This is a genomic window from Kribbella sp. CA-294648 (assembly GCF_050943845.1).
Classification (GTDB): Bacteria; Actinomycetota; Actinomycetes; order Propionibacteriales; family Kribbellaceae; genus Kribbella.
On sequence record NZ_CP191981.1, the window covers coordinates 401,501 to 415,997 of the forward strand.

The following is a 14,497-nucleotide window of genomic DNA, read 5'->3' on the forward strand; positions in this document are numbered from 1 at the left end:
CCAGTGATCGAATTTGATCATTCGAGCGGTTGGGTCTTGACGGGAAAGCCCTTTCCTCCTACTTTCACTGCACTCGGCAGCGAAGGAGTTCCCCTGTGAGACGTGGTGCCCGGAGTGGAGTGGTGGTGCTGGCCGCGGTGCTCGTCGGCCTGGCCGCCGGCAGTTGTGGCAACGGGGTGATCGACAAGTCCACGGACGGCGTCCCGCCGGCCGAGGCGACCGGGACGTTGCGGGTGCTGATCCCGTCCTTCCCGCCCAGCAACAAGGGCCGGGAGGAGTTCGACAAGGTCGTCGCCGACTTCCGCAAGACCTATCCGAAGATGAAGGTCGAGCCCGACTTCGCGACGTACAGCAACCTGAACGAGAAGATCTCCACCTCGATCGCGGCCGGCATCCCGTACGACGTGATGGTGACCGGCGTCGGCTGGGTGCAGACCTTCGCGTCGAAGCGGCTCTTCGCCGACCTCGGCCCGTACGGCGTCACCCCCGAGGTGATCCGGGAGAAGAGCATCGGCGCGATGGTGCCGGCCGCGACGTACGAGGACAAGCTCTACGCCTACCCGATCGTCGCCGACGCCCGGGCGGTCGCGCTCCGGGTCAGCGCCTTCCGGGAGGCCGGGCTGGATCCGGACAAACCGCCGAAAAGCATGGCGGAGCTGAAGATCGCGGCCGAGAAGCTGACCAAGCGGGACGCGAACGGCACGATCACCCGGGCCGGCTTCGATCTGGCTGCCCCGACGAGCTTCCGGCAGACCTACACGACCCTGCTCGCCTCGACGGGCACCCCGCTGTACGTCGACGGCCAGCCGAACTACAGCAACGAGAAGGGTGTCCAGACGCTGGAGTGGATCAAGTCGATGATCAACAACGTCCAGGTCTACGGTCAGCGCAATGCCGCCCAGCAACCGCTGGTCTACACCGGTGAGGCGGCGATGGGCATCACCGGTGGCGCTGTCGACTGCTCGGAGAAGGGCATCGGCCAGGCCAACTGTGATGACCTGAGGTTCTTCCGGTTCGACAGTGGCAAGGAGGTCCAGTTTGTCGGTGGCGACCTCGCCTCGATCGGTTCCCGCGCCCGGCACAAGGACGCGGCCTGGGCCTTCATCCAGTCCCTGATCAAACCGTCCTCGGTCGACGCGATCGCCAAGCTGAACAAGAAGATCCCGGCGTACAAGGACGCGGCGAACTCGCCGCAGGCGAAGTCGAACCCGCTCAGCAAGTTCGTTGCCAGCGGCCTCGAACTCGCCATCTACGAAGGCGGTTCGGCGAACTGGCTGGAGATGCGCGGCAACTTCGACACCCAGCTCACCCAGGCGGTGCTCGGCCAGAAGGATCCGGCCAAGACGCTGGCCAACCTGTCAGGACAGTCCCGATGAGCGCCACGCTGGAACGACCCACGCCCGCTGTTGCCAGTCCGCGCCGCGCCGCGCCGGCCAAGGACAGTCGCAAGCTGATCCGGAGCCAGGTGCGAGCCGGCTGGCTGCTGCTCGCACCGGCGCTCCTGCACTCGGGGATCTTCCTGGTGATCCCGATCATCTTCGCGGTCGCGCTCAGCTTCACCGACTACAGCTTCGGCGACTCCTGGTCCTGGGTCGGCTTCGAGAACTACACGATCCTGTTCGGTGACGCGAACTTCCGCGCCGCCTTCGTCAACACCGTGATGTACGCCGTCGTGGTGATCCCGGTGTCGATGGCGGTCTCGCTGGCGATCGCGCTCGGCCTGAACCAGAAGATCCGCGGCCTCGGCTTCTTCCGGACCGCGTTCTACGTGCCGACGGTCACCGCCACGGTCGCGATCGCCACCATCTGGCTGTGGATCTACAACCCGGGCTCCGGCCTGGCCAACGGTTTCCTCAGCCTCTTCGGTTTCGCGCCGAGCCAGTGGTTGTCCAACCCCGACACCGCGCTGCCGTCGCTGATGGTGGTCGGCGTCTGGCAGGGACTCGGCACGAAGATCATCATCTATCTCGCCGCCCTGCAAGGCGTTTCGCGCGATCTGCTGGAATCGTCCGAGCTGGACGGCGCGAACCGGTGGCAGCGATTCGTCAACGTCACCTGGCCGGCGCTGGGTCCGGTGCAGTTCTTCGTGCTCGTCACCTCGATCGTCGGCACCTTCCAGGTCTTCGACCTCGTCTACGTGATGACGGACGGCGGCCCGGGCACCGAGACGATGGTGCTGGTGCTCGACATCTACCAGAACGCGTTCCAGGACCTGCGACTCGGATTCGCGTCCGCCGAAACCGTGATCCTGATGCTGTTGATCGCGGTCTTCATCGGCCTCGGACGCCTGCTCCAGAAGGCGGATGTCAATGACTAGCGCAACGATGACCGGCCCGATCGTGGGTTCGAAACCTCCGGGTCTGCGACTCGGCCGGATCCTGCTGTACGTCGCGCTGAGCATCGGCGCGCTGCTGATGATCACGCCGTTCCTGTGGATGGTGCTGACCGCGTTCAAGAACGACCTGGAGATCGCCAAGTTCACCTGGCTGCCGGGTGAGCTGCGCTGGCACAACTTCGTCGAGGCGATGCAGACCGCGCCGTTCCTGCGCTACTTCCGCAACAGCCTGATCATCGCCGTCGGCGAGACGGTGTTCACCTTGGCGGTCTGTACGACGGCCGGCTACGCGCTGGCCAAGCTGCCGATCCGCGGCTCCAAGGCGCTGCTGAACTACTTCATCCTGCTGCTCCTGGTGCCGTTCCAGATCATCCTGGTGCCGCTGTTCCTGATCGTGAAGTCGATCCCGCTGTTCGGTGGCAACAACATCCTCGGCCAGGGCGGCATCGGCTGGCTGAACTCCTGGTGGGGACTGATCATTCCCCTCGGCGCCGCGCCGTTGTTCACCTTCCTTGCCCGGCAGTTCTACGTGTCGATCCCGAACGAGCTGGCGCAGGCGGCCCGGGTCGACGGCCTTGGTGAGTTCGGCATCTTCTGGCGGATCATGACGCCGCTGGTCAAACCGGCCCTGATCACCATCTGCGTGTTCCAGATCGAGGCCGCCTGGAACGCGTTCCTCTGGCCGTTGATGATCACCACGTCCGACGAGATGCGGCCGCTGCAACTGGGGCTGGCGATCTTCGCCCAGAACCCGGCCGAGGTCCAGTGGCCCTATCTGATGGCCGGTACGGCGCTCGCGACGCTGCCGATGATCGTGATGTTCGTCTTCGCGCAGAAGCGCTTCGTCGAGGGAATGGCCAACGTGGGGATCAAGGGCTGACACCCCTTGGGACGGCCCCCTCCGCAGGTGCTCACCCCGCCCCGGGCGAGCACCTGCTGGGGCCCCCTCCACATCACCAGCGCTTCCGAAGAACCGCCGGAGCGTCCACTTGCCCCCCGGCCAGGTCGCTCAACCTTTTATCGTCACAACCTCAGGGGCGTTACACGTTTCTCCACAATTTCATCGATTCCCCGCACTTCTTCCTCCCGGCCGGGTCTTTCACCGCAATTTCACTACCATTCGAATTGGCGCTATAACTCTCCGTAATGATCGGCGCCGGATTAGTCGTTCGCGGTGCCGGGCACCAGGCAGGTGATGCGAGTTCTCACGATGAATGTCCAGCACGACGCCGGCGATCCTCGGCGTACCGGCCTGATCAACGCGGAGGTCCGGCGGGCGGCGCCTGACCTCGCGACCTTCCAGGAGGCCTGCCATCCCGGCCAACTCGCGGAGCTGACCGCCGGCACAGGGCTGATCTGGACAACCGAGCAGCACGAGCTCATCGGCCCTTCCGGCTTCGGCCATGGAACAGCACTGGCGACTCGCTGGCCGCATCGCATCCTGGAGGTCGTGGAACACCGCGGTGACCCGCACTGGTGGACGCTGGCCGCAGCGGTCGAAGTACCGGACCTTGGTGACCAACTCTTCATCGTGCCGACCACCCCGTGGCGCCCGGAACACGAAGAGGCGCGACTGCACCAGGCGCACGAAATCGTCGACCTCGACACCCGACACCACACCGCCTTGCCGCCGATCGTCGCCGGCGACTTCAACGCAACCCCCGAATCCCCCACCATGACCTACCTCAGCCGGTACTACGACGACGCCTGGTCAGCCAAAGGCGACGGCCCCGGCCACACCTGGACAGTCGACAACCCGGTCGCGGCCCTCGAAATCTCCCGCCTACTCGGCGACCCCACCATCCGCCGCCGCATCGACTACATCCTCACCCTCGCCCCCATCACCGCAGCCACCCTCCTCGGCAACACCCCCCACAACAACACCTGGCTAAGCGACCACTACGGAGTACTGGCCGACCTCACTTGACCTTGGTCCACGGTGCGCACCGGGCGGATTCGAACGCCTTGTCGGTCTTCTTCACGGTGACGACCTGGTTACCACCGTTGCCATTGGCGAGGATGGCATCCAGATCGCCGTTCGTGTTCTTCAGCCGCGCCCAGTAGCAGGTGGCCTCCGCGGAACTGCGGTAGGTCCCTGGCTTGATGTCGGCTCCGACCAGCCAGGTGCCGTCTTCAGCAATCGCGGCGGCCGGTGCCGGTGGCGGGGCTGTCACAGTCTTCACCGGACCGGGCACCTGGACAGTCTTCGGCGGCGCGGTAACCGTCACCTCTGGCGCCGGAGCGCCGTCGGCCGGGACGCTCACCGTCACCGTCGGTTGGGATCCCGCAGCGGCCGGGGTTTCGGTGCCCTCACCTCCACCTGCTGCCCCGACAGCGATCCCGAGGAAGAGCGCGGCGCCCCCGATGGCCGGCCGCGACTTCCACCACGCCTGCTTGGCCTGCGGCGGCTGTCCCGGCTGCCCCGGCTGTCCGTTGTACTGCGGCCCCGGTTGACCACCGTATTGCGGCGCGGGTTGCCCCAGATGTACGCCGTACTGCGGCATCGGCTGGCCCGCCGGCGGCTGGTTCCCCGGGAATGGCTGTTGCTGATTGGGCATGCGAAATTTCCCCCCTGCTGCGGTGCGCCGATTGGCGCGCGGCACCGTCCCCCTCAAGATCGGCTGCCACTGCTTCCATCGTTCAAACCCGGAGCGCCGTTACAGAGCGTGAAAAAGATCAGGTCAGGTGGGTGTGGACGAGGGTGGGGATGAGGGCTGCGGGGTTGGGGGATACCAGGTCGAGGGCGTTGGTGATGGTGAGGGTGGCTAGGCCGTGGAGGTTGGTCCAGAGGGCGATGGTTCGGGTTGGGGGGTCGGTGGCGCCGGTTTGCTCGATCAGGGTGGTGAGGTTCGCGATGAGGGGGAGGGAGATGTCGCGGAGGTTGCCGCCGGCGCCGACCAGGAGGTCGTGGCGGAAGATCAGTTGGAACATCGCCGGGCGCTCCTGGGCGAACTGCAGGTAGCGCGTTCCGAGCTCGACCAGTTGCTCCTCGGCGGTCGCGCCCTCGGTCGGAGTACCGAGGCGTGCGGCGAGGTCGGCGAGGCCGGTTGCGGCGATGGCCGCGAGGAGGGCGTTGTGGGTGGGGAAGTAGCGCCGGGGTGCGCCGTGCGAGACCCCGGTACGCCGGGTGATCGCGCGCAACGAGAGCTCCGCCATCCCCTCCTCCTCGAGGAGTTCGACGCCGGCCGTCACCAGCCTGTCCCGCAATGAGGTTCCGTCCACGCCGGACATTGTCCAGCACCCGGCCGGAGATGTGCCGGACCTTCGATTTCGGGCGGCGACGAGTGACACACCGCGCGTATATGATGCGGCTCGTGCCGGCGCTAACCGATGGGGTCGACCAGCTACTGGGCCGGCCGCCGCATTTCATGAATGCCTACCTGGTGGACGACATCCTGGTCGACGCCGGTACGCCGGCGGCCGCGCGCCGGATCCTGCGGCAGCTTCGCGACCGGCAGGTCGGCGCCCACGTCGTGACGCACGCGCATCCCGACCACTTCGGTTCCAGCCACGCGGTGTGTGAGGCCCTCGGATTGCCGTTGTGGACCGGAGCCCTGGACGCCGAGGCGATCGAGACCGCGACCCCGGTCGTTGGTCCGGGCCGCATCCCGGCGCTGATGTCGCGCGCCAAGATGCCGCCGCCGCATCCCGTGTCCCGCCGGCTCGTCGAGGGCGACACGGTCGGCAGTTTCACCGTCCTCGACGTACCGGGGCACTCGCCCGGGCACATCGCCTTGTGGCGCGAGGCCGACCGGACCCTCTTGTGCGGTGACGTCTTCTTCCGGCTGCCGCGCGTCTCGCAGCCCTGGAAGTTCGTGACCGTCGACGTCCAGCGCAACTACGAGTCGATGCGCCGGCTCGCCGAGCTGCGTCCCGCGCTGACTCTGTTCGGCCATGGTCCGCCGCTGCGCGATCCGGACCGGCTCGCCCGGGCCGTGGCGGCGTTGCCCGCCGCGAAGTCGCGGACCTGAGATGAGCGGCACGCTGGAGCGGCCGGCCGAACTGAGCCGGATCGCCGCGGCCCTGGACGCCTCGAAGGACGGCGAGGGCAAGGTCCTGGTGATCGAGGGCGAGGCCGGGATCGGCAAGACCCGGCTGGTCGGCGAGGCCCGCGCGATGGCCAAGGAACGCGGTTTCGTCCGGATGCAGGCGACCGGCGACGAACTCGAGAGCGCGATGGCCTGGGGCGTCGTCCGGCAGATGGTCGAGCGCTCGATCTCCCGGTACTCCGGTGCGACCCGGGAGGCGATCATCGCCGGTCCGACCGGGCGTGCCCTCGAAGCGCTGGACAAGGCGACTCCCGATGCCGGGGACGCCGAGGTCGCCCGGACCATGCACGCGCTGTGGTGGGTCGCGGTCGATCTCGCCTCACCAAGACCGTTGCTCATCACCGTCGATGACGCCCAGTGGTCCGACCTGCCGTCGTTGCGGTTCCTGTCCTACCTGTCCAAGCGAGTCGCGGATCTGCCGATCGCGCTGATCGTCGCAACGCGGCCGCCGCCGGATCGGCTGGGTCCGCTGGCCGAGCTGACCGTCTCGCGGCACGTCGAGAGATTGCTGCCTCGTCCCCTCAGCCGTGAAGGCATCGCCGCTCTGACCAGCGACCGGGTCGGGGGCGCACACGGCGGTCAGCGCGGCGGAGATCAAGGCGTGGTTCCGGCACCGCCTGTGGTCGACGCGGTCCTTGCTGCGAGTGGCGGAAACCCCTTCCTGGCCGAGTCTTTGCTCGACGAACTGCGTGCACTCGATCGTCCCGTCAACGATCCGGCGACCGCCGCGGCCGTCGCCGGTCTCGGATCGAGCACGGTCTCCCGGACGATGCTCGGCCGCCTGGATCCGGACGCGCTGAAGCTCGCCGGCGCGCTGGCGATCCTCGGTGCCAGAGCCGATGTCTGGCTGGCCGGTTCGGTCGCGCAGTTGCCGGACAGCACGCTGGCCGGCGCGATCGACGCCCTCGTCGCGGCCAATGTCGTTGCCGCGGGCGCCGATCAGCTCAGCTTCGTCCACCCCGTCATCCGCGAGTCGATGCGGTCAGCCCTTGGCCCGCTCGAGAAGGCGGCGCTGCACGCCAGGGCGGCCGAGGTGCTGTTCACCGATCGCGCGCCGGCCGACCGGATCGCGGCCCATCTGGTCCACGCCCCGGCCGGAACGTTGCCGAACGCAACCGAAATCTTCCAGGCCGCCGCCACCGTCTCACTCTCTGCCGGTGATCCGCGGACGGCGGTCGGCTATCTCACCCGCGCGTTCGACGCGGACCCAGCAAATCAAGGGGTTCGGGCGCAACTCGGTCTGACCTTGCTCCGGTCCGGCGACGCCGCGGCCGCGAGGCAACACCTGCGCGCCGCGGCGGCCGCGATCGGAGTACGGGATCGTGCTGCCCTGCTGGGAGCTGCGGCGGACGCGACGGCCGTGCTGGACGGGCCAATGGCCGCGGTGGCCGAGTTGACGTCGACGCTCGATGGTTGGCCGGACGGGCCGGAGCGGCTCACGTTGGAGGCGCGGCTGGGGATCATCCGGTCGTACCTGCCGGATGAGCGCAAGAAGGCCTCTGAGCACTTGCGCCGATTCGCGGAGCTGCCCGGAGATACGCCGGAGGAGCGCACGTTGCTGGCGTTGCTCGCGCAGTGTGGGCGTTACGAGGTGAGCCCGTCGGCCGACGTACGGCGAACCGCCGAGCGCGCGTTGCGGCAGGGTGCACTGTTCAACGAGTCGGTCGGCCAGTCGGACACGTTGGTCGGCTGGCTGCTCGCGATGATGTCGCTGATCGCGGCCGATGGTGTCGAGTTGGCGCGCGGGGAGATTGCCAGCGCGCAGGACTGGGTGCGGCGCAACGGTTCGCCGATCGAGTTCGCGATGGTGGCCAATGTCGCCGACTTCCTTGCGTGGCGCTGCGGGGACATCCCGGCGTTGGAGGCCGATGCTGATGGAGTACTCGCGGCGATGGCACCGGAAGAGTTGTCTCCCCAGGTGCTCGCGCTGCGGGCGACGGCGGTGAACTTCGGTGCGTATGCCGCCGTCGAGCAAGGTGAGTTCGCGGCGGCGAAGGCGTTGCTCGCCGACTTCGATCACCAGACCGCGGACGCGCCGCGGGTGATCCCGGCGATGTGGTTGCACGAGGTTCGCGCGCGGATCGCGTTGGAGGAGGACGACCCGGCCGCAGCCCTGGAGCACGCCTATCGCCTGCGGGACGAGATGGCTGCCGCTCACCTCGACCCGCCGGCAGTGCCTTGGCGTACTCCGGCCGCCTGGGCTCTGCTGCGGTACGGCTCGGAGGAGTCGGTGGCATCGGCTCGTGAGCTTGCCGGCGACCAGCTGGACCTGGCGAGGCGCTGGGGTGCTGCGTCCGATTTGGGAGCTGCACTGCGGCTCACTGCGAAGGTCGACGTGGGGCAGGGCGCTCGGCGGGTCACTACGCTGGAGGATGCGGTCGCAGTACTGGAGCAGTCTCCGGCGCGGTTGGAGCTGGCCAGGGCGCTGGTGGATCTAGGGGAGGCCTACCGCGTGGTTGGCCGGCGTACTGATGCTCGGGAGACGCTGGCCCGGGGTGGCGAGCTTGCGACGAGCTGTGGGTCTACAGCGGTAAGGCAGCGGGCTGCGGAAGCCCTGCAGGCGTTGGGAGATCGACCTCGGGCCCTGACCTCGTCCGGTCAGGACTCACTGACGGCCAGCGAGCGGCGGGTGGCGGGGCTGGCAGTGAGCGGCCGAACGAACCGGGACATCGCGCACGAGCTGTTCGTGTCACCCAAGACGGTCGAGAACCACCTCGGCCGCATCTACGTGAAGCTGGGCATCACCGGCCGTCGCGAACTGGCTCGAGCGCTGACATAGTTCGAGCGGCCCCTCCCTCCAGGGCCGCTCGAACCAGGTTGGTGTGCGTCAGCTTCAGCCGACCGGGGGTGCGGCCTCGAACCAGTTCATCGCGTCGACGTACTGGAAGGTGTCGCCCACGTAGTTGTCGCCGACGAGCCGCCAGTAGGTGTGCGCCTTGACGGTCGGCGCCTCGTTCGGGTCCTTGGGCGTCGACTTCACCGCGATCGCCATCCGGTAGAGCGTGACCTTCTCGCCGCGGGTCGCGGACTGGGTGTCCAGGTAGCCCTCGGACTTGTGGTCGGCGGCGCGGCCCGGGTCGTGCAGGGTCAGCTCGACCTTGCCGGAGGCGACGTCACCCTTGGCGGCGACGACGGTGACCGCGTGCCCGCCGGTCCAGGTGTGAGTCTTGTCGGCGTTCAGCACGTACCGGCCGTAGGTCAGCTGCACGGGCGCCTGCCGCAGCCGCTTGGCGATCTCCAGCCCGAACTCGGGGGTGGTGTCGCTGGTGGTGACGCCACGGTTCACCGTCCAGCCGGACGCCTTCGCGCCCACAGTGGCGGCGTCGAAGGCCGCCCGGTTCTCGCTCAGACTCGAGCCCCCGCCGTCTGGTCCCATGCCCGCCTTGTAGCCGAGCCACCCGAGCCAGGCCGTCACCGCGTCGTAGTCGGCCGGTACTGCGGGGTCGTACTCCGTCAGCAGCTGCCCGTTGGGGGTGATCCGCATCGGCAGGCCCTTCTTCTCACCGAGGTAGAACATCGCGTTGTAGAGCGAGGCGGGCCCACAGTGGCTGTTGCCCTTGGCTGCCAGGTGGGTGCGGAACTGGTCGACATCGGTCACGTCACACAGGTTCACGGCGTACTGCGTGCCCGTGGTGTCCCGCTGCTCGGCGCACAACGGCGCGAGTGGCAACTGGTCGGCGTGAGCAGCGGTGGTCGGGATGATCGCAGCGGCAAGAGTGAGACCGGCGAGAGCGGAGCGGCTGTGGCGCTTCATTTCGGTGAACCCCCAGAGTGGTCGTTTTCGGTAAGCACAACTCTGTCCGCCCGCGCCCCCCAGGGCATGAGGGTCAATCCCTCAACTCCCCACCTGGGGGTACGTGGGGGTGGTCTGGGGGTGGCTGCCCCGGATACCGCTTTGGCTTGAACCGGGGTGGTGGTTAAGCTTCGCGGGTGACTACCGGGTCGGCTGCTCTCAGCCATTCACGAGTTGGGCACCCGGCCGCGCTCTGAGCGCCGCTGGGGCCGCGCGAGCCCCGCCGATCTTTCTGTTCTTCCGGTCCTGAGTTTCCTTTTCAGCCAGAAAGCAGAGAGAACCCTGAACACTTTCACCCAGCAGCTCATCGAGGAGTTCCGCGCCAACGCCGGTCGCGTCGGCGGCCAGTTCGAAGGCGCGCGACTGCTCCTCCTCACCACCACCGGGGCCCGCTCCGGCAAGCCGCACACGACGGTCCTCGGGTACTACCCGGACAGAGGCGACCGCATCCTCGTCGTCGGCTCGGCCGGCGGTGGGCCGAAGCACCCCGACTGGTACTACAACGTGCTCGCCAACCCCCAGGTCACCGTCGAGAGCGGGCCCTTCACCTACACAGCCGTTGCCGCCGTACTCCGGGGCGCGGAGCGCGACGAGATCTTCGCCCGTCTGGCCGAGCTGGAACCGGGGTGGGCGAAGTACCAGGCCAGCACCACCCGCATCATCCCCGTCGTCGCCCTCACCCCGTCCGGCGACTTCGGCGGCCCGGCCGGCGGCTCCTTCGCCGACGCCCTCCTGAAGATCCACGACGCCTTCCGCCACGAACTCGCCCTGATCCGCCACGAGGTAGTCACCGCCACCGCCAACGGCACCTCGGTCAACGGCAGCGGCACCGCCGCGCCGCTCGGCGCTCAGTTGCGGATCAACTGCCTGACCCTCTGCCACGGCCTGCACACGCACCACAGCAAAGAATCCGCCGGCCTGTTCCCCGCCTTGCTGGCCCAACACCCGGAGTCAGCCCCCGCCATCGAACGCCTCCAGGCGGAACACGACACCATCGCCACCCTCCTGGACGACCTGCAAGCCCTCCTCACCAGCCCGGCTCCCACCACCCTCCTGGCCGACCTCGACCACCTCACCGAGGCACTCCTTCAGCACCTCGACTACGAAGAGGCCCAGCTGATCCCGCTCCTGAACGGCTGACCCCCAGCACACCGGCTGATCGTCAGAGCTGTTGTCATAGATCCCTGACGATCAGCCGGAGGGGTGGCGCATATGCAGGTCGGTGGGATTTCGGTGGACGCGGTGAGCGATGGAGCTTTTGTGTTGCATCCGACGTACTTCGGGGCCGGGATCGCGGAGGACGCGCGGCCGGAGGTGTTCGAGCGAGGCGGGTTCGCCTGGTTGCCGATCGGCTGCTTCCTGGTGCGGACCGGCGAGCGGACGGTCCTGGTCGATGCCGGGTTGGGGCCTGACCAAGACGAGTTGCCGCGCGGGATGCGACTCGTGGGCGGGCAGTTGTTCGTCGGCCTCGGGGCGCTGGGGGTCCGCGCCGGCGACATCACCGATGTCGTCATCACGCACTTCCACACCGACCACGTCGGCTGGCTGTTCGATCTCGCCGCCGAGCCGGTCTTCCCGAACGCGAAGATCTGGTACGGCGCCGCCGACTGGGACTACTTCGTCAACGGGCCCGGTGACATCCGCCCGCACATCCGGGACGGGTTCCTGGGCAATGTCGATCGCCAGCATCCGCTGTCCCACGACACGACGGTTGCCCCGGGCATCGACGCGGTCATGACGCCTGGGCACACCCCCGGCCATCTCTGCGTGTCGATTGCCTCGGGCAATGAACGGTTGCTGTTGCTGGGCGATGCGATCACCTGCCCGATCCAGTTGGCCGAACCCAGCTGGCATTCCTACGGCGACGTAGACCCCACTACCGCTCAGCAGACCCGCCAATCCCTGTGGCACCAACTGAAGACCACGCGTGGGGTCGGTGCGCACTTCCCCGATCTCACGGCCGGTCAGGTGTTCTCCGGCGTCGAGTGGGTCACGGACTGATCTCAGTGGTTGCGCAATGCCCCTAACTCCGTACTCTCGCAAGAGGGGGAGTGGATCCAGGGGGGAACCATGGTCCGGAGATTGTTGCTGTGCGCTGCCGTTCTGTCGCTGACGGGTACGACGACGCTGACCGCTGCAGCCGCGGTGAGCGCCAATGTGACCATCACCGCGTCTGCCGGCGTGAGCGGGACGACAACCTTGACCTATCGGGCCACGGTGACTCGCGCGGGGGTGGTCCGCGACGTCACGATGGCGATACCGGCGGGCTCGACCGGGCGGATCACGTCCGTGAACGGTGTCGTGAGCAACGTTTCGGCCACCGTGCTGCGCTGGCGGCCGAGCAAGACGATCTCGATGGCGATCGGCGCGCGCTTCTCCATTCCGCTGTACGGGTTGCGCCTGCCGAGTGGTGGACCGTGGACCCTTGGTTTCAAGGCAACCGCGACGACGGGTGCCGTCATGTCCACGGGCTACGGCACCTTGGTGCCCCCGGCAACTTATCCGCCGAACATCAAGATCACGGCGACCAACCCCATCCCGGGCCAGACAACGACGCTGACGTACGCCGGTGCGGTCGCGCGCGCCGGCGTCCTGACCGCCGTACGCATGCAGATGCCGGCCGGAGCGTCGGGCAGGGTGACGAGCATCAACGGCACCCTGACCACCTCTGGCGGCTACGCGACCTGGACGCCGCGCGCTCCGCTCAGCATCAACGCAGGCTTTCGCCTGTCCATCCCGATCTACGGGTTGGTGTTGTCGAAGTACGGCGGCATTCTGACGTTGGCGATGTCGGCCTCGGCGTCGGCCACCTCCCTCATGTCCGGTACTGCGACCCTCGCCCTGATCGCCCCGCCGGCGGAGATGCCGCTGGTGCCCGCCCAGTCGATGCCGGCTGTCCGAGCCGGGTGCCCGTCGAGCTGGCCGACCACTGCGGTGGAGAACGCGAAGCCGGGGACCAACGACTGGGTGATTCCGGCCGCGATGAACGGCGCAGTGGCGGCGTACCTCACCAAAACGTCAGCAACCTGCGGAGACGTCGTCGGGCTGAAGGTTTCGTCAGCCGAACCGGTCAGCATCGTGGCGTACCGGATGGGCTACTACCAGGCCCTTGGCGCTCGCGAGATCTGGCGCCAGGACGGCGTACCGGCTGGTGTTCAGGCGGCTCCGACCACGGGTGGCACGGCTGACGGCAACGACCTGCGGATGACGACGGCCGCGCACTGGACCACCACCACGACCATCCCGGTGAACTCCACCTGGGTCCCGGGCACCTATCTCATCAAGGTCACCGGAGGCGGCGCCGCGTCGTACGCGCCTCTGACGGTGCGCGACGACAGTGGGACGAAGCACGAACTGCTGATCCAGCAGGCGACCACGACCTGGCAGGCGTACAACAAGTACGGCGGCGTGAGCTTCTACAGCGGAGCGGGCATCGGCTCCGGCCGCCTCACCTACGACCGCCCGTACGGCGAAGGGCAGGGGTCGGGCCAGTTCCTCACGCTGGAGCAGGGATTGGTGTTCTGGGCCGAGTCCAAGGGGCTCGACGTCACCTACTGGACCAATGAGGACCTGGACGAGTTCGGCGGGCAACTGCCCGATCGTGCTGGGACTGTCTTCCTCCCGGGACACGACGAGTACTACTCGCTGACCATGCGGGCTGCGTTGAGTCAGGCGATCGCCCGCGGAGTCAATGTGGCGAACCTGGGCGCCAACGCGGCGTACCGGCGCATCACCTTCACCAACGACAGCCGGCGGGCTTGGGACATCGACCGCTACACGGACGAGCTCAACTCGACCACCTGGCGATACCTGGGTGACGCCTATGCGTCCCAGCCGCTGCTCGGTGCGGAGTACGTGTGCGCTCTCCCCGGCAACACCTTGACCACCGGCAACAGTTGGGTCTTCGACGGAATCGCGGCGGGAACGCAGTTGCCAGGCTTCGTGGCGGGCGAGATCGACTATCTGCAGCCGGGTCTCTATCGGCACCCCGGCCTGGAGATCGCGGCCACCGGTACCGGCACCTGCCGGACGAACGGCAGAGCCGCACCGATGCACCTGACGACCTTCACGGCATCGTCAGGTGCCCGGGTGCTCAACGGTTCGACCTTCGCGTACGGCTGCTTCCTCGTCGCCCGCTGCCCGTCGAACTGGACAGTGCCGTCGCCTTCTGCGGCATCACAACGGGCGGTCGGCAGCATGATGGCCAACATCACCGAATGGGTCAGCCGAGGCGTCATCGACGTACCGCGGGACGACGTGACCGCGCTGATGCAGGCAGCCGTCCCGAAGCAGAGGATCGAACAGAGCGACGAACCCTGA

12 protein-coding genes are annotated in these 14,497 nt (G+C 67.7%); 9 read left to right on the plus strand and 3 right to left on the minus strand.

The window, feature by feature from the left end; all coding sequences use genetic code 11:
* Window positions 1–95 precede the first annotated feature (95 nt).
* The 4 genes from ACQPYM_RS02020 to ACQPYM_RS02035 all read left to right on the plus strand — a co-directional run bounded on the left by ACQPYM_RS02020 (window position 96) and on the right by ACQPYM_RS02035 (window position 4,262).
* A complete protein-coding gene (locus tag ACQPYM_RS02020; protein ID WP_433013824.1) occupies window positions 96–1,376 on the plus strand; it encodes an extracellular solute-binding protein in 1,281 nt (426 codons plus the stop codon).
* Window positions 1,373–2,317, plus strand: coding sequence for a carbohydrate ABC transporter permease (locus ACQPYM_RS02025; RefSeq protein ID WP_433013827.1), 945 nt, complete (start codon window positions 1,373–1,375; stop codon window positions 2,315–2,317). Before ACQPYM_RS02020 ends, ACQPYM_RS02025 begins: the two co-directional genes overlap by 4 nt.
* Window positions 2,310–3,215, plus strand: a complete 906-nt coding sequence (locus tag ACQPYM_RS02030) for a carbohydrate ABC transporter permease (RefSeq protein WP_433013830.1) — start codon at window positions 2,310–2,312, stop codon at window positions 3,213–3,215. Before ACQPYM_RS02025 ends, ACQPYM_RS02030 begins: the two co-directional genes overlap by 8 nt.
* A 330-nt stretch (window positions 3,216–3,545) precedes the next feature.
* Window positions 3,546–4,262, plus strand: coding sequence for an endonuclease/exonuclease/phosphatase family protein (locus ACQPYM_RS02035; RefSeq protein WP_433013833.1), 717 nt, complete (start codon window positions 3,546–3,548; stop codon window positions 4,260–4,262).
* Here the strand turns inward: ACQPYM_RS02035 and ACQPYM_RS02040 are convergent.
* Both ACQPYM_RS02040 and ACQPYM_RS02045 read right to left on the minus strand, forming a co-directional pair.
* Window positions 4,255–4,893, minus strand: a complete 639-nt coding sequence (locus tag ACQPYM_RS02040; protein WP_433013836.1) for a hypothetical protein — start codon at window positions 4,891–4,893, stop codon at window positions 4,255–4,257. The genes ACQPYM_RS02035 and ACQPYM_RS02040 overlap by 8 nt on opposite strands.
* 118 nt (window positions 4,894–5,011) lie before the next feature.
* On the minus strand, window positions 5,012–5,557 hold the full coding sequence (locus ACQPYM_RS02045) for a TetR/AcrR family transcriptional regulator (RefSeq protein ID WP_433013839.1): 546 nt from the start codon (window positions 5,555–5,557) through the stop codon (window positions 5,012–5,014).
* 92 nt (window positions 5,558–5,649) lie between these two features.
* Between ACQPYM_RS02045 and ACQPYM_RS02050 the strand changes: the two genes are divergently transcribed.
* Window positions 5,650–6,306, plus strand: a complete 657-nt coding sequence (locus ACQPYM_RS02050) for an MBL fold metallo-hydrolase (protein WP_433013842.1) — start codon at window positions 5,650–5,652, stop codon at window positions 6,304–6,306.
* Between the two features lies 1 nt (window position 6,307).
* Window positions 6,308–9,163: a helix-turn-helix transcriptional regulator gene (locus tag ACQPYM_RS02055; protein ID WP_433013845.1), complete on the plus strand. Its 2,856-nt coding sequence runs from the start codon at window positions 6,308–6,310 to the stop codon at window positions 9,161–9,163.
* A gap of 54 nt (window positions 9,164–9,217) precedes the next feature.
* Here ACQPYM_RS02055 and ACQPYM_RS02060 read toward each other — a convergent pair whose 3' ends face one another.
* Complete coding sequence (locus ACQPYM_RS02060) at window positions 9,218–10,138, minus strand: hypothetical protein (RefSeq protein WP_433013848.1); 921 nt, start codon at window positions 10,136–10,138, stop codon at window positions 9,218–9,220.
* Window positions 10,139–10,351: 213 nt separating this feature from the next.
* Between ACQPYM_RS02060 and ACQPYM_RS02065 the strand changes: the two genes are divergently transcribed.
* The 3 genes from ACQPYM_RS02065 (at window position 10,352) to ACQPYM_RS02075 (ending at window position 14,497) form a co-directional block, all read left to right on the plus strand.
* Complete coding sequence (locus ACQPYM_RS02065; RefSeq protein ID WP_433013851.1) at window positions 10,352–11,317, plus strand: nitroreductase/quinone reductase family protein; 966 nt, start codon at window positions 10,352–10,354, stop codon at window positions 11,315–11,317.
* A gap of 102 nt (window positions 11,318–11,419) precedes the next feature.
* On the plus strand, window positions 11,420–12,178 hold the full coding sequence (locus ACQPYM_RS02070; RefSeq protein ID WP_433013854.1) for an MBL fold metallo-hydrolase: 759 nt from the start codon (window positions 11,420–11,422) through the stop codon (window positions 12,176–12,178).
* 69 nt (window positions 12,179–12,247) lie between these two features.
* Window positions 12,248–14,497, plus strand: coding sequence for a N,N-dimethylformamidase beta subunit family domain-containing protein (locus tag ACQPYM_RS02075; RefSeq protein ID WP_433013857.1), 2,250 nt, complete (start codon window positions 12,248–12,250; stop codon window positions 14,495–14,497).

Coding starts and splice junctions, on each gene's coding strand:
- ACQPYM_RS02040 (WP_433013836.1), bottom strand. CDS start 4,893: ATGCCCAATCAGCAACAGCCATTCCCGGGGAACCAGCCGCCGGCGGGC.
- ACQPYM_RS02055 (WP_433013845.1), top strand. CDS start 6,308: ATGAGCGGCACGCTGGAGCGGCCGGCCGAACTGAGCCGGATCGCCGCG.
- ACQPYM_RS02075 (WP_433013857.1), top strand. CDS start 12,248: ATGGTCCGGAGATTGTTGCTGTGCGCTGCCGTTCTGTCGCTGACGGGT.
- ACQPYM_RS02025 (WP_433013827.1), top strand. CDS start 1,373: ATGAGCGCCACGCTGGAACGACCCACGCCCGCTGTTGCCAGTCCGCGC.
- ACQPYM_RS02030 (WP_433013830.1), top strand. CDS start 2,310: ATGACTAGCGCAACGATGACCGGCCCGATCGTGGGTTCGAAACCTCCG.
- ACQPYM_RS02035 (WP_433013833.1), top strand. CDS start 3,546: ATGAATGTCCAGCACGACGCCGGCGATCCTCGGCGTACCGGCCTGATC.
- ACQPYM_RS02060 (WP_433013848.1), bottom strand. CDS start 10,138: ATGAAGCGCCACAGCCGCTCCGCTCTCGCCGGTCTCACTCTTGCCGCT.